This is a genomic window from Pedobacter heparinus DSM 2366, from assembly GCF_000023825.1.
In the GTDB taxonomy this organism is placed as follows: domain Bacteria; phylum Bacteroidota; class Bacteroidia; order Sphingobacteriales; family Sphingobacteriaceae; genus Pedobacter; species Pedobacter heparinus.
This window is the reverse complement of sequence record NC_013061.1, coordinates 572112-592217: the sequence shown is the minus strand read 5'-3', so window position 1 is coordinate 592217 and position 20106 is coordinate 572112. Positions and strand designations below refer to the sequence as shown.

17 protein-coding genes are annotated in these 20106 nt (G+C 43.0%); 6 read left to right on the top strand and 11 right to left on the bottom strand.

What is annotated here, in order from left to right; genetic code table 11:
* Window positions 1-103: 103 nt before the first annotated feature.
* A complete protein-coding gene (locus PHEP_RS02480; RefSeq protein WP_012780672.1) occupies window positions 104-586 on the bottom strand; it encodes a hypothetical protein in 483 nt (160 codons plus the stop codon).
* 29 nt (window positions 587-615) lie between these two features.
* A complete protein-coding gene (gene tilS, locus PHEP_RS02475; RefSeq protein WP_012780671.1) occupies window positions 616-2013 on the bottom strand; it encodes a tRNA lysidine(34) synthetase TilS in 1398 nt (465 codons plus the stop codon).
* 65 nt (window positions 2014-2078) lie between these two features.
* Here tilS and PHEP_RS02470 point away from each other — a divergent pair, with 65 nt between their 5' ends.
* Window positions 2079-4382 carry an OstA-like protein gene (locus PHEP_RS02470; protein WP_012780670.1) on the top strand — a complete coding sequence of 768 codons (2304 nt, stop codon included), beginning with the start codon at window positions 2079-2081 and terminating at the stop codon, window positions 4380-4382.
* Here the strand turns inward: PHEP_RS02470 and rdgB are convergent.
* Together rdgB and PHEP_RS02460 are read right to left on the bottom strand one after the other, a co-directional pair.
* Window positions 4357-4935, bottom strand: coding sequence for an RdgB/HAM1 family non-canonical purine NTP pyrophosphatase (gene rdgB, locus PHEP_RS02465; protein ID WP_012780669.1), 579 nt, complete (start codon window positions 4933-4935; stop codon window positions 4357-4359). The genes PHEP_RS02470 and rdgB overlap by 26 nt on opposite strands.
* Window positions 4935-5441 carry a hypothetical protein gene (locus PHEP_RS02460; RefSeq protein ID WP_012780668.1) on the bottom strand — a complete coding sequence of 169 codons (507 nt, stop codon included), beginning with the start codon at window positions 5439-5441 and terminating at the stop codon, window positions 4935-4937. The genes rdgB and PHEP_RS02460 overlap by 1 nt, the downstream gene beginning before the upstream one ends.
* Window positions 5442-5546: 105 nt before the next feature.
* On the opposite strand from PHEP_RS02460, the gene PHEP_RS02455 reads away from it, so the two are divergent.
* The 3 genes from PHEP_RS02455 to PHEP_RS02445 all read left to right on the top strand — a co-directional run bounded on the left by PHEP_RS02455 (window position 5547) and on the right by PHEP_RS02445 (window position 8541).
* Window positions 5547-6140, top strand: a complete 594-nt coding sequence (locus tag PHEP_RS02455) for a hypothetical protein (RefSeq protein WP_012780667.1) — start codon at window positions 5547-5549, stop codon at window positions 6138-6140.
* Between the two features lie 64 nt (window positions 6141-6204).
* A complete protein-coding gene (locus tag PHEP_RS02450) occupies window positions 6205-7572 on the top strand; it encodes a peptidylprolyl isomerase (protein WP_012780666.1) in 1368 nt (455 codons plus the stop codon).
* Window positions 7573-7578: 6 nt separating this feature from the next.
* Entirely contained in the window at window positions 7579-8541 is a 963-nt protein-coding gene (locus PHEP_RS02445; protein WP_012780665.1) for an AAA family ATPase, read from the top strand.
* A gap of 8 nt (window positions 8542-8549) precedes the next feature.
* Here PHEP_RS02445 and PHEP_RS02440 read toward each other — a convergent pair whose 3' ends face one another.
* From PHEP_RS02440 to mutL, 7 genes are all read right to left on the bottom strand, one after another.
* A complete protein-coding gene (locus PHEP_RS02440) occupies window positions 8550-9431 on the bottom strand; it encodes a glycerophosphodiester phosphodiesterase family protein (protein ID WP_012780664.1) in 882 nt (293 codons plus the stop codon).
* Window positions 9432-9532: 101 nt separating this feature from the next.
* Window positions 9533-10393: a YybH family protein gene (locus PHEP_RS02435; RefSeq protein WP_012780663.1), complete on the bottom strand. Its 861-nt coding sequence runs from the start codon at window positions 10391-10393 to the stop codon at window positions 9533-9535.
* Window positions 10394-10469: 76 nt separating this feature from the next.
* Window positions 10470-11930, bottom strand: a complete 1461-nt coding sequence (gene cysS, locus PHEP_RS02430; RefSeq protein ID WP_012780662.1) for a cysteine--tRNA ligase — start codon at window positions 11928-11930, stop codon at window positions 10470-10472.
* A gap of 18 nt (window positions 11931-11948) precedes the next feature.
* The gene (locus PHEP_RS02425; protein WP_012780661.1) at window positions 11949-13061 is read right to left on the bottom strand and encodes an endonuclease/exonuclease/phosphatase family protein; all 1113 of its coding nucleotides are present in this window, start codon (window positions 13059-13061) and stop codon (window positions 11949-11951) included.
* Entirely contained in the window at window positions 13061-13921 is an 861-nt protein-coding gene (locus tag PHEP_RS02420) for a rhomboid family intramembrane serine protease (protein ID WP_012780660.1), read from the bottom strand. The genes PHEP_RS02425 and PHEP_RS02420 overlap by 1 nt, the downstream gene beginning before the upstream one ends.
* Window positions 13914-14639 carry a rhomboid family intramembrane serine protease gene (locus PHEP_RS02415; RefSeq protein WP_012780659.1) on the bottom strand — a complete coding sequence of 242 codons (726 nt, stop codon included), beginning with the start codon at window positions 14637-14639 and terminating at the stop codon, window positions 13914-13916. Before PHEP_RS02415 ends, PHEP_RS02420 begins: the two co-directional genes overlap by 8 nt.
* Before the next feature lie 6 nt (window positions 14640-14645).
* Window positions 14646-16517 (bottom strand): DNA mismatch repair endonuclease MutL, encoded by a 1872-nt coding sequence (gene mutL, locus PHEP_RS02410; protein ID WP_012780658.1) that lies wholly within the window; start codon window positions 16515-16517, stop codon window positions 14646-14648.
* A 153-nt stretch (window positions 16518-16670) separates the two neighbouring features.
* Here mutL and PHEP_RS02405 point away from each other — a divergent pair, with 153 nt between their 5' ends.
* Both PHEP_RS02405 and PHEP_RS02400 read left to right on the top strand, forming a co-directional pair.
* Window positions 16671-18305 (top strand): amidohydrolase, encoded by a 1635-nt coding sequence (locus tag PHEP_RS02405; RefSeq protein ID WP_012780657.1) that lies wholly within the window; start codon window positions 16671-16673, stop codon window positions 18303-18305.
* Window positions 18292-20103, top strand: a complete 1812-nt coding sequence (locus PHEP_RS02400) for a serine hydrolase domain-containing protein (RefSeq protein WP_012780656.1) — start codon at window positions 18292-18294, stop codon at window positions 20101-20103. The genes PHEP_RS02405 and PHEP_RS02400 overlap by 14 nt, the downstream gene beginning before the upstream one ends.
* Window positions 20104-20106: the final 3 nt, after the last annotated feature.

The window sequence follows — 20106 nt, the reverse complement described above, 5'->3', positions numbered from 1 at the left end:
TTTCTTTTTAATGGTGATGAAATGTTGCAAAGTACTGTACTTAAACTGAGCTTTATGTTAAACAATTGCAATTATTTAACTGAACTGCAATCCTGCTGCCGAACTAGTTTTTCATCTCTTCCTGTATCACCAGGTACATCTCGTTGGGTCTTTGGGTACCGATGTAATATTCGAAACCATCGCGGTCTGTTAACACCACGGCATCTTTTCCTGATGAATAAAACCTGACGCTTCCCTTGCGGTGCAGGTTGTATACCGGATTGTTGAACAGGTAATTGCTATAGATGTCTTTTCTGACTTTAACAATGGTATTCAGGTCAATCTCTACTTTTTTTGCAGACCACAGCCCGTCTATAATGATCTTTTTCCGGTCTATAGTGGTTTTATACTGGATAAGGAAAAGCAACAGGATAGAAACACCAATGATACCGAAGCCCACAATCAGAAAAAGGTCTTGTGTATTGTCGCGGTCACGTTCATAAACATAGGCAGCAAAACAGAATGCAGCCATTACCAATCTGATACAGATCCTGATGTAATCGCGGCCTATGTACTGTTTTTCAAAAAAAGCGTATCGGTTACTCATTTATATGTGTTTATTGTACTGCAATAAAGTTAAGGTTTTTTAGTTCCATCCTTGTCTGCAACAGTTTTATTTTGTTTAGGAATTGTAATAAGTAGATGTTTCAGCTCAAAGATTGTTACATTTTTTGTGCCTTCTGTAAGCCGGTATCTGTTGTCCTGCCTTAGGCCTGCCACCCAGATCACCTCTCCATTGCCATTAACCAGTATAGGGACTTCATCTTTGTGGCTAAGTGGCACTTTCTCGTCTATAAAAAAATCGCTCAGTTTTTTAAAGCTTTTCATACCCATTGGTTTAAACCTGTCGCCCGGCTCCCTGCTTCGCAGCACCAGCGGATAAAGGAGCTTATCCCCATCAACATAAGCTTTGTCAGGGTTTGGTTCAAAGCCAGTATGGGTTGATCTGGAAATCAGCAGCCGACCGGCCTTCAGGTCCACTAGCTCATCCTGGGGATGAATTAACTGATGGGATAACCCTGGCTGCCCGCCTGACCTTGAGCTGAGGATGAGACTGGCCCGGTCTACAACAATGCGGTGCGAATTACTGTAAAATGAAGTGCCGCTTTGTTTGTTTAGCGAAGCTATAAGCTCATCAACAACCGATTCTGTAAAGTTAAACGGCCTGAGCAGCTCAAAGAGCAATAAACGCTGGGGCTTCAGTTCCTTTACCTTGGTCATTGCCAGATAATATTTCCCTTCCTTTTCTGCAAACAGCTTTTTCTTTAGTGCAGCTACCGTAGTTTGTAAAACCAATTCTGTTTCTGCAAAGCGCTGCATGTTGTTTTCAAAAGTAAGTTCCAGGTTGGGGTTCATCTCTTTAAGATAAGGGATGACCTTTAACCGGAGTTTGTTCCTGACGTAATCCGTACTTTTATTGGAACTGTCTTCTACATAGTCGAGCTCAAATGATTTAACCAGTGCAGCGATATCCCCGCCGGAAAGAAAAAGCAATGGCCGGATCAGCCAGCCTCTTTTAGGGAGTATGCCATGCATACCGGCAATTCCCGTACCCCGTACCAGATTGAGCAATACGGTTTCAATCGCGTCGTTCTGGTGCTGTGCCAGGGCAATTGCCTTGTAACCCTGTGCTAACCTGACCTCTTCAAACCATTGGTAACGCAGGGTCCTGGCCGCCATTTGCGTAGAAACTTTATGCCGGGCTGCATAAGCTTTGGTATGAAAATGGACCAGGTGAAAAGGGACATCCATACTGGCAGCCAGCATTTTCACAAAAGCTTCGTCCCTTTGCGACTCAGCTCCCCTCAAATTAAAATTGCAATGTGCTATACCAAAATTAAATCCGGAGAGTTTAAATAAATGCGCCATCAAAACGGAATCTTTGCCACCACTAACGGCCAGCAGAATTTTATCGCCTGGCTGGAAAAGCGCATGCTTGCGGATGTATGATTCAAGGTTTTGAAGGAGGATCATGTTTCAAAAATAAGGAATAAAAATTCATGGCGACTTTATACACATTAAAAAACTAAATTTGCAGCGTGCATACATTACGTTATTTCCTGATCGCATTGCTATTCCCCTTCTCTGTGCTGGCGCAGCAGAAGACCAAGATCATTGTTGAGCGATGGGATGCCACTACAACCAATGCTGCAGATAAGGCCAATAGAATTTCTTATTTTAGAAAACCCGTCTTCCGGCAGGACAATGCCAGGTTATTTTGTGATAGCGCTGTTTTTTATCCCGACAAGAATATTTTCGATGCCTTCGGAAATGTACACATCAACCAGGCTGATACCATCAACATTTATTCCGACCGCTTAAATTATAACGGAAATACCAAGATGGCGCATTTAACCAGTAATGTGCGGATGGTAGATAATGAAAATGTACTGACCACCAATATCCTGGATTATAACATGGCCTCGAAAGTTGGGACGTACGTTAGTGGTGGCAAAATTGTAAATAAGGACGTAACACTCACAAGCAAGAACGGCTATTATTTTTCAAATAGCCGCGATGCCTATTTCAGGTACAATGTGGTGGTGGTAACCCCTGAATCGCGGATCACTTCTGATACACTGAGGTACAATACCTTAACCAACTGGACTTATTTTTACGGGCCTACCAATATTAAAGGCAAGGACGATAATTTATATACAGAAAACGGAGCTTACAACACCCGTACCCAATATGCCTATTTCGGGAAAAAAAACCTGTACACGATGAATACCAAATCGTTAAAAGGGGACAGCTTGTACTATGACGGCATTGCCGGCTATGGAAAAGCGGTAAGGAACATTGTATTTAAGGATACGGCAGACAAGACAGTGATGTACGGACAGCTCGGCTTTTATTACAAAAAAGATGAAAGGACTCTGGTTACCAAAAATCCTTACGTAGGTATGGGTACCGCTGATTCTATAAAAGTTAACAACAAATTGCAACCAGACAGCTTATGGATGGGCGCTGATACGCTGGAAACACAAATGGTGCTGAAGAAATCACTGGTACTGATTTCCTCGCCGGTCATCAAAAAGGACAATGAACTGGGCGAGGCTGAAGAAGAAGAGGGGAAAAAAGAAGCCAAGGTGGGCGCAACTAAAAAAGCAGCGGTAACAGAAGATACCGGCGTAAAGAAGCGACCGGACAAACCCGATAAAAAGAACAGTAAAACGGATAAAGAGAAGAATAAAAACCTGCCTGAAAAAGCCAGAGATACCCTGACAAAAGAGAGCATATCGAAAGATAGTGTCTCGAAAGACAGCACCATTCTTCATAAAATCCCTCCGCAGGTAAAAGATTCCCTGCTGATTTCAAAGGCTGATGCTTTGGTTAAGACCGGAAAGGATAGCCTGGCAAAATCCCTGAAAGCTGTACCTGCACTGAATGCCAGGACCGACACTTTGACAAAAGGAAAAGCCAGTGCTGAAAAGTTGAAAAATGCAGTTCCGGCAGCAAAGCAACTGGCTAACCAGGCGCAGGCTAAAAAGCCCCTGCTCAAAGATTCGATCCCCTTTAACCCTGAAGACACGGTCAGGACAAGGGTCATTAAAGCTTACCATAATGTTCGGGTATACAAAGCGAACATGCAGGCCAAAGCCGATTCATTGTTTTATACCAGTGCCGACTCTACCCTGCGGTGGTACAAAAACCCTATCCTGTGGTCGGAAGGCTCGCAGCAAACCGGTGACACCATTTATTTACAACTGAAAAACAAAAAATTAAATACACTGCAGGTGTTGCAGCAAGCTTTTCTGGTCAACGTCAATGCCGATTCGGCCAGGCATAACCAGATCAAAGGAAAGCTCATCACTGCCTTCTTTAAAGATGGGAAATTAAAAAACATGTTTGTAGACGGGAATGCGGAGAGTATTTATTACAACCAGGACGACAAAAATGCTTATACCGACATGAACCAGACGGTAAGCAGCCGGATAAAAATACTATTTAAAGAAAAGCAGATTGAAAAAATTGTAACCATAAGAGACCCTGAAGGGGTGAGGACGCCGATGCCGGAGTTAAAAGAAGATGTTTTTCTTACCGGATTTATCTGGAGGCCTGAGCAAAGGCCGCTTTCTAAAAAAGAAGTGATCAATGGCAAGCCCAAATCCAAACCTGTGGCTAAGAAAGCCGCTGGGGTACAAACGCACCCAAAAACAATTGGCAAAGGACTGAACGCAAAGGACAAACCTTTAATTAAAAACATTCCTGTATCTAAAAAAGATAGCATTGCGGTTAAGCCTGTTTTACTGAAAGCAGATAGCCTGATGAAAACATTGCCTGCAAAACAAAAAGACACGTTAAAAGCCAATACGGCTAGGCCTGTTCCTTTAAAAAAGTAATCAGTTTGGACATGGCCAATGCCCTGTGGCTGATCTCATTTTTTTGGACCATGCTCATTTCAGCAAAAGTTTGGGTATAACCTAAAGGTTCAAAAATGGGATCGTAACCAAAACCCTGATCTCCCGAAGGGGTTTCACGTATGTTTCCGTAAATAATCCCTTCAAATAGAAAATGTTCGTTGTTCCTGACCAAAGAGATCACCGTTCTGAAACGGGCTTTTCTGTTTTCCTGGCCCTCCATTTTTTGTAGCACCAGCTTTAAATTTTCCCGGTCGTCTTTCTTTCCGGAATACCTGGCCGAGAAAATTCCCGGCTCCTGGTTTAAGGCTTCAATTTCAAGACCACTGTCATCGGCAAAGCAGTCTATTTTATAATGATCTATCACATACTGACTTTTGAGCGCTGCATTTTCGGCAAAGCTATTTCCGGTTTCAGGTATATCAGTGGTACAACCAATATCACGCAGGTTAAGCACTTTATACCGGCCGGACAGCAGCTCGCGGACCTCGAGGGTTTTGTGTTCGTTATTGGTAGCAAATACTAGTTCTTTCATTATAATCCAAGGTTTTGCAGACTGCCCCATAAAGCTTTTTTACCGGCCGGATCCTGATCAAGTGCTCTGAGTTCCGCGGAAAAGATCATTTTTACATCCCCCTGGGTTACGATTGTATTTTGAGGATGGTCTGTTACTGACAACTGGGATGGTGTTACCCCAAAAGCAAAGATCAGCCTGCAGGAGAAAAAATCCATTAACTGTTTAAAATCAGCACCCTTATAGCCGGCATAGTTCAGTAAGGCAAAATCGTTTGCGCTCAGGTTTACAGATTTCACTATCTTTCTGAGCAGTTCGCGCCCGGCTTCATCACTTACATCATGCTGTGCATCATTTACCAGGATCAGTATATTGCGCTTATTTTTTCCAAGGAATTTAAATGTGACCTGCTCCGGCATTGGTTCCATAACTTTATCCAATTGTTTGCCGGGCTCATTCACTAAATAAACGTCATCGGTAAAAAACATATGCAGGGCGCTGCTATCGGCGGTTAGTGGGCTATCCATTCGTGCTAATTTTACTGGGAATCTTTTTTCTGTTAAAATTAGTTAAATATCTTATTATAGTGCCTTTATTTATTACTTTTATGCCTTAAAAATATACACGCTTTTGTGAGAAAAGTTTATTGCGCTATTATTTTATGCCTTTTTATTGGCGCTGCATTTGCACAAAATGTAGCCAGTATTAATGGAAAGCCTATAAGTAATAAAGAGTTCATCTGGTTCTACAAAAAAAATCATTTGGGCAATACAGGTGTTGCATATAAAGATTTGGATGCTTATTTAAATCAATATATCAACTTCAAACTTAAAGTGTTGGATGCTAAAGAAATGGGCTTGGACAAAGATACCGCTTATCTGGCAGAGGTACAGCATTATGAAACAGCCCTTGCTGCTCAGAAAAGGCCAGCGAAAACCAATCCGGAGTATGAGCTGATCAGGAATGAATACCGGGATGCGGCTTTGATGTTTAACGTATCTGAAATAAAAATATGGGACAAGGCACAGAATGACGATGCACAACTCCGCGTTTTTTATGATAAAAACAAAAGCAGCTATTTACCCGGAAGCTTTGAAGAAGTTAAAGGAAAAGTAATTGCAGACTATCAGGATCGTCTTGAAAAGGAATGGATCAATACATTGAGAAAAAAATATACGGTAAAAATTAACCAGGCGGAAGTAAAGAAACTGGCAAAATTAGATTAAACCTGCCATTCTCCGACTGAGAATATTAAATTTGCAAAAGGAATACAACTGTAAGAAATATATAATGAAGAAAATTTTTTTGATTGCAAGCGGATTTATCTGTTTGTTTTTAAATGCGCAGGCACAAAAGAAAAATATAGACAAAGTGGTAGCTGTGCTTGGAAGCAACATTATCCTGCTGTCTGATTTAAATCAGCAATATGCACAATTCCTGAATTCGGGCAATACGGATGATCCAAAGGTAAAATGTTATATCCTACAGCAGATGCTGGCCCAGAAACTCCTGAAGCAACAGGCAGAGATTGATTCGGTAATGGTAGATGACGGGCAGGTAGACGAAGAGGTGGAAAAACGTATGCGCTACCAGATACAGCGTGCGGGCGGACAGGAGCGTTTGGAGCAGTTCCTGAACAGGTCGGTATTGCAATATAAGGATGAGATCAGACCGGACATCAAGGAACAGCTGATCTCTAACAAGATGCAGGCTAAGATTACCCAGGATGTCAGCATCACTCCTTTGGAGGTTAAAAAATATTTTGACGGCTACCAAAAGGATAGCCTGCCTGATATCCCTACTGAGTTTGAGATTGGTGAGATTGTGATGTACCCAAAACTTACCAAAGCAGAGAAACAGAAGTATTATGATAAAATTGATGCTTTGCGTTTAAGGGTAAAGAGCGGTGAAGATTTTGCTTTCCTTGCCAAGTCGTACTCAGAAGATCCCGGATCGGCTGCTGATGGTGGTGACCTTGGCTTTTTTGACCGTACCAGAATGGTAAAAGAATTTACGGCATGGGCTTTTAAATTAAAACCGGGTGAGATGTCGCCCGTATTTGAAACTGAGCATGGCTTCCATATTTTACAGGTAGTTGAACGTCGCGGAGAGCAGGTACAGGCCCGTCATATCCTGATCAGGCCACAAAATACACCGGCTAGTTTAGACCGGGTTAAGCTGCAGGCCGATACCATATATAAAAACCTGGTAGGCAAAAAAATCCCTTTTTCTACTGCAGCATCTTTATATTCAGACAATAAGGAATCACAATATAATGGAGGAATGTTGCTCTATGCCGACAATGTGACCGCCAGAACAACTTTTATCCCTGCAGATAAACTTGACCCTAAGGTATTCCTGATTGTGGATACGATGAAAGTTGGAGAGATTTCTGCACCAACACTTTTTACAGACCAGAGTGGCAAGGACGGTTACAAAATCCTTTACCTGAAATCAAAGATCCCACCCCATAAAGGAAACCTTGACCAGGATTATGCCAAGTTTAAAGAAAAGGCACAGCAGGAAAAAACCGATAAGGTTTTAAGTGAATGGTTTGAGAAGAGAAGGGAAAATACTTACATCCGGATTGACGAGGATTATGATGACTGTGATGAACTGAAAATCTGGACAGCTGCATCCAAGTCTGCCAAAAAATAAACGCTTATGCAGTTTGACAATGACATTAAAGCCGTTGATGCCCTGCATCAGTCGTACAACAACATTAAAGCCGAAATAGGAAAGGTTGTTATTGGCCAGGATGACATCATTAAATCAGTACTGATATCCATATTTAGCAATGGCCATTGTTTACTGGTTGGTGTTCCCGGGCTGGCTAAAACGTTATTGGTTCAAACCGTAGCAAATGTGCTGGACCTGAACTTCAACAGGATCCAGTTTACACCCGATCTGATGCCCAGTGATATTATCGGGGCTGAAATACTGGGTGAGGACCGGAATTTTAAATTCATCAACGGACCGGTATTTTCGAACATCATCCTTGCGGATGAGATCAACAGGACACCCCCAAAAACCCAGGCTGCCTTACTGGAGGCCATGCAGGAAAAAGCGGTAACCGCTGCGGGCCTGAGACATGTATTGCCCAACCCTTTCTTTGTACTGGCTACCCAGAACCCGATTGAGCAGGAAGGCACTTACCCCCTGCCTGAAGCACAGCTGGACAGGTTTATGTTTAATGTACATTTAAGCTACCCCAGTTTTGCCGATGAGCTGACCATTGTAAAAAATACCACCAGCAATAATGAAGTTAGCTTAAACAAGATCATTAATGCCAGTCAGATCCAGTTCTTTCAGAAGCTGATCAGGAATATTCCGGTAACAGACAATGTAGTGGAGTATGCAGTAAAACTGGTAAGCAAAACCCGTCCGGGTACCAGCTTATCAACCGAAGAGGTAAATAAATACATCAACTGGGGTGCCGGTCCAAGGGCTTCGCAGTTTTTGGTGATTGGCGCAAAATGCCATGCCGCAATCTCGGGTAAATATGCACCAGATATAGAAGATGTACAGGCGGTGGCCGAAGCCATTTTACGCCATAGGATAGTGCGCAACTACCGTGCAGAGGCCGAAGGCCTGTCGGTAGAGCACATCATTAAAAATCTTTACTAAGCAGTCTTTTATTGTTCCTGCATAACGCGGGTATACTGATTGGGATAATCGGTAATAATGCCATCTACACCAAGGTTAATTAAATATTTCATGTCCTTGGCCGTATTCACCGTCCAGGGGATAATTTTTACGCCTGCAGCATGGCAACGGTCTACCAGCCCCTTTCCTACCAGCACATAATAAGGGCTGTAATAGGTTGGCGTAAAGCCCAGTGTCTGAATGCTTTCTTCAAAATCCTGTTTCTCGTCGATCATCAATGCTGTTTTTACAGAGGGGAAATATTCATGCAGGTATTGCAGGGTACGCATGTCGAGCGACTGGATGATGACCCTTTTGCTGAGTTTTTTCTCTTTTATAATTTCCATGATCTTTTCAATGAACACTGTTGCATCGGGCTGAAATATGCCGTCACCCTTCCTGATCAACGAAGTTTCGATACAATAAACAGGTTTTTCCAGATTTTTTTCCTTTACATAGGCTTCCACAGAATCTATCGTTTCAGCCAGCAGAGGCTTATAGACTTTCATTTTCATCTGTCCCGGAAAACGGTTATGGACCTTGGTGCCGACATCAAACTTCCTGATCTCTTCGTAATCCATTTCAAACATATTGTACTTCTTTTCATCCTTAAAGGTAATGGGTTTACCATCGGGTCTGGTGCTGATCTCATTGTTAAAGTAAGGTTCATGAGAAAGCACAACCTCTCCGTCCTTAGAGATCACCACTCCCATATTGAGCACATTGACATCCAGATCAAGCGCTTTGATCATTCCCGGGATGGTATTTTCCGGCATAATTCCCCTGGCACCCTGGTGCCCTATCAGCATAAATTTCTGGGCCTGTGCCTGAAGGGCCATCCCCAGTATAATCGTCAGTAGTATCTTCTTCATTTATCAGGTAATAACGGCATAAAATAAGGATTTATTGGGAGCAACACAAAAAAGGCCCCTTAAATACTTAAGAGACCTTTTGTATATTTCAGGTAATCAGGTTAACGTTCTGCCGGAGCAAATACCTGTAAAATGATATTCCAGTTGTGGTCTGCCTGACGTTCATAAATGAACACATAATTGAAGCTTTCTCTTAGTTCAGCCTTGTAATCTACAGTAGCCACACCATAAGTATAAGCCAGGTCGCCCCCATCTGCTTTATCCACCTTGGTGGTTTTAAAAAATACTTTGCTGATCATGCTGTTAAAGAAAGGCAGGATCTTGTCTTTACCCACGATGGGCTCATAGCCAGGAAACAGTAATCTTGCATCAGGGTTTAAAAAGCCACCAAAAGCAGCAATGCCATAAGATTTCAGAGAAGCATTTAAGGTTTTCTCGGTAGTGGCAATGATATCTGCTGCTGCTGCCCTTTGTTTATCATTTAAAAATTTAGGCTTATAAAAATCCTTAGGTTCAATGTATTCAGGGCTTACCTTATTTAAGGGTTTATTGGTAGAGGTGCCGAGGTCCAGAGCCAATTCCCATTTTCCATCTTTTGCTTTCCATACAGTTAAATATTGCCCGTAAGCAGGTTTATCACCCCCAATGGTATAAGGACCGGTGGTAAAGCCCCAGTCGCCACTTCTTGATACCCGGGCATAAACTGGTGTCCAGCTTACATCTTTACTTTCCGGCTGTGCGCTATAAAAGGTTTTTGCATTTACAGGATTTGGCCTGAATACCAAACCATCGGCAGCGGCAAAACTGGTATATGCCGTTTTAGAGCCATGCTTTGCAAAGCTATCTGCAAATTCTTTTTCAGCTTTTATTAATGATTTGGTGCTCCCATCAGATTTCTGTGCGTATGCACTTACTGTAAAAGCTGCCGCAATAAGGGTATAAAAAAACTTGTTCATCATCATGTTTAAATAGTTAGGATACGAATATAGGGTTTGGATGTTTGTGTTGGTTTAAAAAGTAATTAACAATTACACAATGCTACACTTTGTTCCAGGTGGTGCCTTCTTTACTGTCTTTAAGCTGAATGCCCATACTTTGCAGGCCAACGCGGATTTTATCAGAGGTGGCATAATCTTTATTTTCTTTTGCCGCCTTCCTGATGTCGATCATCATTTCCAGTACATCATTTAACTCGGTATTGGATGCTTCTTCATCTTTCAGGCCAAAAATATCGAATACAAAATCCTTTACCAGCTTTTTCAGCTTACCGAGTTCTGCAACAGAGATCTTTCCTTTACCATCGTATACAATATTGATGATGCGGGTAGCTTCAAACAGTTCGGCAATGACCACAGGGCTATTGAAATCATCGTTCATAGCCCTGATGCAATTGCTGGCTATCGGATCTATTTCAAAATCACTTTCTGCAGCAGGAACCAGTTTATCGAGTAGGGTTACGGCGTTCATTAATCGTCTGAAGCCTTTTTCAGAGGCATCCAATGCTTCATTGGAAAAATCGAGTGTACTGCGGTAATGTGCCTGAAGCATAAAGAACTTAACGGTCATAGGACTGTATCCCCTATCGAGCAGCGGATGGTCGCCAGTAAAAAGTTCGCCTGGCAAAAAGCCATTGCCTGCCGACTTAGACATGCGGGCACCATTAACGGTAAGCATATTGGTATGCATCCAGTATTTTGCCGGTTGTTTGTGGTTGCAGGCTTCCGACTGGGCTATTTCGTTGGTATGATGCGTAGCGGCCAGATCCATACCACCACCATGGATATCAAACTCTTCACCAAGGTATTTGGCACTCATGGCCGAGCATTCTATATGCCAGCCCGGGAAACCTATACCCCACGGAGATGGCCAGCGCATAATGGTTTCGGGCTTGGCTTTTATCCACAGTGCAAAATCAAGGCGACCGCGTTTCTCGTCCTGTCCGCCCAGTTCCCGGGTATTGGCCAGCATATCTTCCAGGTTACGGTTGGTCAATATGGTATAGTTGTAACTGGCACTGTACTTTTCTACGTCAAAATAAACCGTTCCATTGGCTTCATAGGCATAACCATTGTCCATTATCACCTTGATCATTTCTATCTGTTCAATGATATGTCCGGTTGCAGTGGGTTCTATACTTGGCGGCAGGGTATTAAACATCCGCAGCACATCGTGAAAACCAAGGGTATACTTTTGTACAATTTCCATAGGTTCCAGCTGCTCCAGCTTGGCCCTTTTTGCAAATTTATCATCCCCTTCATCACGGTCACCTTCCAAATGTCCGGCATCTGTAATGTTGCGCACATAGCGTACTTTATATCCGCTGTATTTTAAATATCTGAATATCAAATCGAAGGAGATAAAGGTACGGCAATTGCCCAAATGAACGTCGCTGTATACGGTTGGTCCACAAACATACATGCCTACATTAGGCGCGTGCAGCGGTTCAAAAAGTTCTTTTGTTCGTGTAAGTGTATTGTACAGGTGTAAGCCTTTATCCATATTGCAAAGGTAAATATTTTAGGGGTTTAATCTAAGGTCGCTGCGAACAGGGAAGTGATCTGATAATTTAGCTTCAATGATGCGGTAGTTCATCACATCAAAGTTTTGTGTAGTGGCAATATAATCGATCTGGAAGTTTGGAAATTTACCATTATAAGTTTTCCCAAAGCCGGTTCCCTGTTCTTTAAAAGTATTTTTTAATGATTTTGTCATTTGCTTTACGGCGTAAGATGCAGGGGTATCGTTAAAATCACCGGCAATAATGAAAGGCAGTTCACAGGTTTTTATATGAGCCTTCATGATGTCCACCTGTTCACTGCGCTTCAAAAAGGCGTTTCTTAACATTACCAGGATTCTTTTTGAGGCATAAAGTTTAGGATCCATCTGGTACTTTACCTGGTCCAGGTACATATAGTCCTGTTCCTGAAAGGATATAGACTGCATGTGGACATTATAAATCCTGAACATTTTATTTTTAACTGTAACATCAACATAAATACTGCTATTGCCCCGGTAAACTTTATTAAAAGCTATGGTACCTTTATTTTTAATAGGATATTTGGAAAAAATGGCCAGCCCGGTAGCTTCATAATCATTTTGAGAAATGGGTTCAAAATAATGATAGGGTTTGTTTAATATCCTTTTCAGACTGTCTGTAATGTCATACGGGCCTTTCTTACGGGTAAAATACTCCTGAAAACAGATGATATCCGGATTCTCGTTTTCTATCAGATCTAACATCTGCTGCTTTACAGATTCAATGTTTCCCTCTCCATAAGGCTTAAAACTATGCACATTATAGGTCATCATACGGATCAGTCCCGGATCTGCCTTGGGACCGAGCCCTTTTTCACCAATAAATCCAAAAGTAGTGGTCAATGAATGCCAGCCCAGCAAAATGAGGACAAGTGTAGTGGCGGCGAACAGCCACCTTCTCCGAATGCACCACCATGCAATCATTATTATATTGAGCAAAAGGACATAAGGATAGGCCAGTCCAAAAAAAGCGATCAGTTGAAAACTGCGCGGATCTATATTACCTGCCAAAATCCCCAGCGCAAGTGCAGTGGCCAACCCTATAGCCCCTAATCGGACTAACTTATCTATAAATGTTGGTTTTGAACGCTTCATTAATGTTTACTCGCCTTGAATAAAGTTTCCTTTTCTTCCTTATTTAGTTTATCGTAACCAGATTTTGAGATTTTATCCAATATTCTGTCTATCTCTTCCTGGTTTACGGCATCTGCCTTTTTAGCACCCTGTTTTGCAAACTCATTTCTAACCACTTTTAATTTTGGTTTACGTTTAAACAGGCTGCTCCAGTCTGTCCCCTTTCTCAACAGTTTAATATACGTAAAACCCAATACAGCACCGCCAAGATGGGCAAAGCTTCCGCCCGCATCTGTAGTTGCCATCCCAATCAGGTCCAATACGATATATGCCAATGCAAGATACTTCAATTTTACATCACCTAAAAAAAGCAGCCTGATGCTGTAATCGGGCACTAAGGTAGCGGCTGCCACTATAACGGCCATTACTGAAGCTGAGGATCCTATAATTGTGGCCTGCGGCAAAGCAGTTGCAAATACAGGAAAAATATTGTAGGCCAGCAAATACAGCAATGCCCCGGCAAAACCACCTGCCAGGTATACAAAATGAAACTGACGTGGCTTTAAAAAGTCTAGAAAAATTCTTCCCATCCAGAACAGCCACAACATATTAAATAAAATGTGCAGCAGGCCATCATGAAAAAACTGGTAGGTTAAAATGGCGTAAAACCGAACTGGCAGTTTGGCCAAATCGGCCGGAAAGCCTGCATATTCCCTGATCCATCCGCTGTAAATGCCACCACCATTTCCAGAAAGAAAGAAAGGGATATTGATCAGCGCAAATGCCACAAAAATAATGACATTGATGCCTATATAAAAGTATACAGGATTGCCGGACTGGAATACCTTATACTTTAAATCTTTAAACAGGTTATTATTCATAGTAGGTATAAAATCTATCGTTATTTTTATCTCCCCAAAGCTTAACCAAAATAAAGCCAATTAATGCACCCCCCAAATGGGCATAGTGTGCTACCGAGTCGCCCTGTACCTGTGCTACACCCATGGTAAGCTCAAAAATGATGTATACCGGGATAATGTATTTGGCTTTTATCGGAATGGGAATAAACATAATATAGAGCTCGGTATTTGGATATAACATCCCAAATGCCACCAGCAAACCAAATACGGCTCCGGATGCACCCAACATTGGGCCGTTGTAAATGCCCATTAATGTTTCTGCCTGTGCCTGTGTAAAATTTTTCATCTGGAAAAGCGCCTCTCCGGGAATGGCAGTACCAACAATCTGGTGCACTTCAAAAGCTTGTACTGCCCATTGCAGGCCCAATGCACCAAGACCAGTGATCAGGTAAAAGTTCAAAAACCGCTTTGCCCCCCACCTGGCTTCCAGTACCCCTCCAAACATAAAAACGGCAAACATGTTAAAAAAGATATGCATAAAAGTTCCGGGGCTATGCATAAACATATAGGTAATGGGCTGCCAGATTTTAAAATGGGGCGAATCAAAGTAAAATACAGAGAGTTTTTCTACAAGTAAATAATTACCCTGTCCATCTCTGAACATGAACATAGCCGCATAAAAAATTACATTTATAATCAGCAGGTTCTTTACTACAGGAGGTATATGGATGTTGTTCATTCGGCTCTATTTATCAAATTTTTTATCCAGTTCTGCAAGGCCGATGGTTTGGATAACCGGCTTGCCACTGATGCTAAAGTTAGGGGTTTTACAGGCAAAAAGTTGCTCTATCAGCGTATTCATCTCTTCCTGTCCCAGTACGGTGCCATTTTTTATGGCGCTGTTCCGGGCCATACTTCTGGCAAGAGCATCTCTTTTGTCCAGTTTTAGTTCCTGCTGCGAGTTTTTAAATCCTTCTATCAGGTGTTCAAACAATTGCGTTTCGTTGATATTTCCTCCGCCCAGATCAACTGGTATCCCTTCAATCACCAGGGTATTTTTCCCAAACTCTCTTACTTCAAAACCTAAGCTTTTAATGTCTTCCAGCAAACTTTTGGCCAGTTCGTAATCGTTGGGGCTTAAAGTTACCGTTTGTGGGAACAGGCTTTGCTGTGAAGCACCCTTTCTGTCTTCCAGGTGCAGGGTAAAACGCTCATAAAGTATCCTTTCATGCGCAGCCTGCTGGTCGATCAGCATCAATCCAGACTTGATCTGTGAAATGATATAACGGTTGTGCAGTTGCATCAGCTGCTTTTGCACAGGACTAAACTGATGACCGGCAGGATCGGCAGGGAGGTCAAGTGCCGATTGGGTTTCAGGATTATGGTTTGCAATCTCATACAATGAGCCCCAGTTTTTTGTGCTGGGCTTGATATTACCCCCGCCCCCACCATAACTTTTAGGGAAACTTGCATAAGCCGCATCCCTGGATGGGCTAGGTTTATCTTCAGCAAAGGGGTTAAAATCAGGATTGAAACTAATGCTTGGCGGCACAATTTCTTCAGGGGCTTTATGCGTGATCATATTGCTGAAGCCGGTTTCCTGATCGAAATCTATAGTCGGACTAATGTTAAACCTGCCCAAAGATCTTTTTATGGCCGAATGCAGAATGGCATAGATAGATTTTTCATCTAAATATTTGATCTCTGTTTTTGTTGGGTGTACGTTTACATCAATATTTGCCGGATCTATATCTATAAAGAGCACATACAGCGGAAAATGATCATCTGCAAGCAGCTCTTCATAAGCCTTGTTAACCGCATGGTTTAAATAAGCGTCTTTAATGAAGCGGTTGTTTACAAAAAAGAACTGTTCACCCCTAGTCTTTTTGGCAAATTCTGGCTTGCCAATATATCCTTTTAGGTTAATGATGCTGGTTTCTTCTTCAACAGGGATCAGCCGTTCGTTGTAATTATTACCAAACAAATGCACAATCCGCTGTTTCAATACCGAAGCAGGCAAGCGATAGATCTCTACGCCATCATGGTGCAAACTAAAGGCGATTGAAGGATGTGCCAGTGATATCCGCTGAAATTCATCAATAATATGGCGCATCTCGGCCGGATTGCTTTTCAGAAAATTGCGCCTGGCGGGTGTATTGTAAAAAAGGTTTTTGATGCTGATGCTGGTACCTTCAGAACAGGCAACAGGCTCCTGTTTTACGAAAACAGAGCCTTCAATCTCTATTACGGTCCCCAGCTCTTCATCATGCTTGCGGGTCTTCATCTCTACCTGGGCAATGGCTGCAATAGAAGCCATGGCCTCGCCCCTGAAACCCATCGTGCGGATCGCAAACAGGTCTTCAGCCTTACGTACTTTAGAGGTTGCATGGCGTTCAAAACACATCCGGGCATCGGTTACACTCATTCCGCAACCATTGTCTATCACCTGGATCAGGGCTTTTCCGGCATCCTTAACTAGGAGCTGTATTTTATTTGCCCCCGCATCAATCGCGTTCTCTAATAACTCTTTTACAGCCGACGCAGGCCGCTGTACCACCTCGCCTGCTGCGATCTGGTTGGCCACACTATCGGGTAAAAGCTGTATAATATCTGACATTTATCTATCTTCGGTAAAGCTGCTAATTTAGGCAAAATAAGACGCATCCTTTATTTCATTCCATAATATTTTGTCGGCGTACAGTTAAAAAATCAGTCTGCACTTATTTGCCGTACTTTGCGTGTTTTTGCAAGGTTTTACTATCTTTAAATTATGAAAGGTTTTCTTACAGTTTTATCTGCCGCAGCATTGCTTTCTGTTTCATGCAGCAAACAAAAGGCCGATCTTATTTTATACAACGGACAGGTTTATACCGTTAACGGTGCTTTTGACACTGTTCAGGCTTTTGCGGTAAAAGACGGGAAGATCCTTGCCACGGGCAATACAGAAGAAATCAGGAAATCTTATACTGCTCCGGAGGAAATTGATGCCTTGGGAAAGCCAGTTTACCCGGGTTTTATTGATGCCCATGCACATTTTTTTGGCTACGGACAAAGCCTGCAGGATGCAGACCTCAGAGAAGCCAAAAGCTGGGAAGAGGTATGCGGGCGACTGACCGAATTTGCCAAAACACATCCTGACGGCTGGCTGACCGGGAATGGCTGGGACCAGAACGACTGGCCGGGCAAACAGTTCCCGGATAAAACGAAACTTGACCAGTTGTTTCCTGAGCGGCCGGTATTCCTTACCCGCATAGACGGCCATGCGGCCATTGCCAATCAGAAAGCACTTGATGCAGCCGGACTTACCAAGAGTTATGTATTGACCGGCGGAGAAATTGTAAGTAAAAACGGCAAACTGACAGGTTTATTGATAGACAATGCCACTTCGCTTGTTGAAAATAAAATACAGGCACCATCACCGCAGCAAATGGAAAAGATACTGATGGATGCCCAGCAGAATTGCTTTGCAGCAGGACTGACAACCATTGATGATTGCGGCAGCAATTATGAACTGGTAAATTTAATAGAGAAAATGCAGGCCGGCCATAAGCTCAAAATGAGAATGTATGTGATGCTGTCTGATCATCAGCCCAATTATGATTACCTGTTTAAACGGGGTGCCATTAAAACAGAGCGGCTAAACGTGCGGGCTTTTAAAGTAATGGGCGATGGGGCTTTGGGTTCCAGGGGTGCCTGCCTGCTGCATCCTTACCACGACATGCCTGATAAAAGTGGCTTTCTGCTCAGTAATCCTGAACATTTTGAAGCCATTGCAAAAAAACTTGCTGAAAAGAATTTCCAGATGTGCACACATGCCATAGGTGATTCGGCCAACCGTACCATTCTTAAAATATACAACAAGGTGCTGGGGGGCAAAAATGACAAGCGCTGGCGCATAGAACATGCCCAAGTAATTGCCCCCGAAGATTTCGATCTTTTTGGCAAGGCCAATATCATTCCTTCTGTACAGCCTACACATGCTACTTCAGATATGTATTGGGCTGCAGACCGCCTGGGGCCCGAGCGCATTAAGGGGGCCTATGCCTTTAAACAGTTGTTGAAACAAAATGGCTGGATTCCTTTAGGCACAGATTTTCCGGTAGAACAGATTAACCCTATGCTTACTTTTTATGCCGCCACCATCCGCAAAGACGCCAGCAATTATCCCGAAGGTGGTTTCCAAAAAGAAAATGGGCTAAGCAAAGAAGAGACCCTGCGGGGTATGACCATCTGGGCCGCCAAAGCCAATTTTGAAGAGCAGGAGAAAGGTAGTATCGAAACGGGCAAGTTTGCAGATTTTGTGATCCTTGACCAGGACCTTCTTAAGGCCAGCCCTGCACAAATCCTTAACACACAAGTTCTAAAAACCTATATTAACGGAGAAAAAGTATATGAAAAAAAATAATCTGTTCGGCTTAATGACCATCAGTTTTATGGTCCTGTTCAGGCTTAGCGCTTGCGCACAGGACCACCGGCAAAATGAGCAGCAACTTGCTGCTTTAAACAAGATCAGCAACAATACCATCCTGTTAAACAACCACAACAACATTATTCCGCTATTAGACCTGGAAAAGAAAACCATTGCATCCGTTAATCTCGGCTTTGGCAGTCAGCAGGTATTTGACAGCCTGCTCAACAAATATGCAAAGGTTGCCTCTTATTCATCGGCAGACTATCAAACCCAGACCACTCTAAACAGTCTTGAAGATGATTTGAAATATTTTAATACAGTTGTCGTTACCATTCCTTCCACAGCAACCGGCGATGCCAGAAATCTGGGGTTCATCAGGAGCCTGACTAAAAACAAGCAGGTAATTGTATGTTTACTCGGAGAGGGGCGCAGCTTAACTGCTTTTGACGACTTGAAAGCACCACTGATCTGGACCGATCAAAACACACCTCTGGCAGCAATGGTGTTGCCCCAGGTAATCTTTGGTGGAATTGGTGTCAGCAAAAAACTGGTTGCCAGTTATTCTCCCAAATATATCGGGGGATCCGGCTTCACTACGGTAGCCACCCGCCTCAAATATACGGTACCGGAAGACGCCGGCGTGAATTCAAACAACCTGAAAGAGATAGATAAGATTGCTGAGGAGGCAATAAGAGAACGTGCCACTCCCGGCATGGTAGTACTGGTAGCTAAAGATGGTAAGGTGATCTTTAATAAAGCTTACGGACACCATACTTATGATAAGCTGCAGCCTAACCGCCTGACGGACATCTTTGATCTTGCTTCCATGACCAAGATCACTGCGACTACCATGGAGTGTATGAAACTCAGCGACGAAGGAAAATTAAGTATGGATTCTACACTTGGCAGCTATGTGGCACTTGCACGGCCAACAGATAAAAACAGCCTTACCGTACGTGAATTACTGCTCCATCAGGCAGGGCTGATCCCGGATATTCAAACTTTTGGCAAAGTGAAACCTTCAGATCACAGCAGAGATTCTTCAGCGTCCTTTCCTACCAAGGTCAATGAAAATTATTACCTCAGAAAAAATTATTTTAAAGAGGTGATGCAGCCTGATATGCTGAACTCTCCTTTAAGGACCAGAGGAAAATATGTATATAGCGACGTTGGCATGTGCCTGCTGCAGCAAATTGTAGAAACAATTACTTCGGAGCCGGAAAACCTGTATGTTGATGAACATTTCTATAAACCCCTTGGTATGCAGACAACCGGTTTTTTACCGCTTAAGCGTTTTAGCCCGGACCAGATCATCCCAACAGAAAACGACAAAGACCGCAATGCACTGCTTGACGGTTATGTACATGACCCTACTGCGGCTCTGATGGGTGGTGTAGCTGGACATGCCGGTTTATTTGGCAATGCAAATGACATCGCCATTATCTACCAGATGATGCTGAATAAAGGCAGTTATGGGGGTAAAGAATACATAAAACGCCCAACAGTGGAGTTGTTTACCTCCAAACAATCTACCATCAGCCGCCGGGGGCTTGGTTTCGATCGCTGGGATCCGGACCTGACCAAAACATATCCTTCAGCGCTGGCATCGCCACAAACGTATGGTCATACCGGTTACACCGGGACCTGCGTATGGGTAGATCCTGTACGGGGTCTGGTTTACATATTCCTTTCTAACCGTGTAAACCCTGTCGTAAGCGAAAAGTTAGGTACACTCAAAATCAGGGGAAGGATTCAGGATGCCGTCAATAAGGCCATTGATACGGGAATTTAAGCC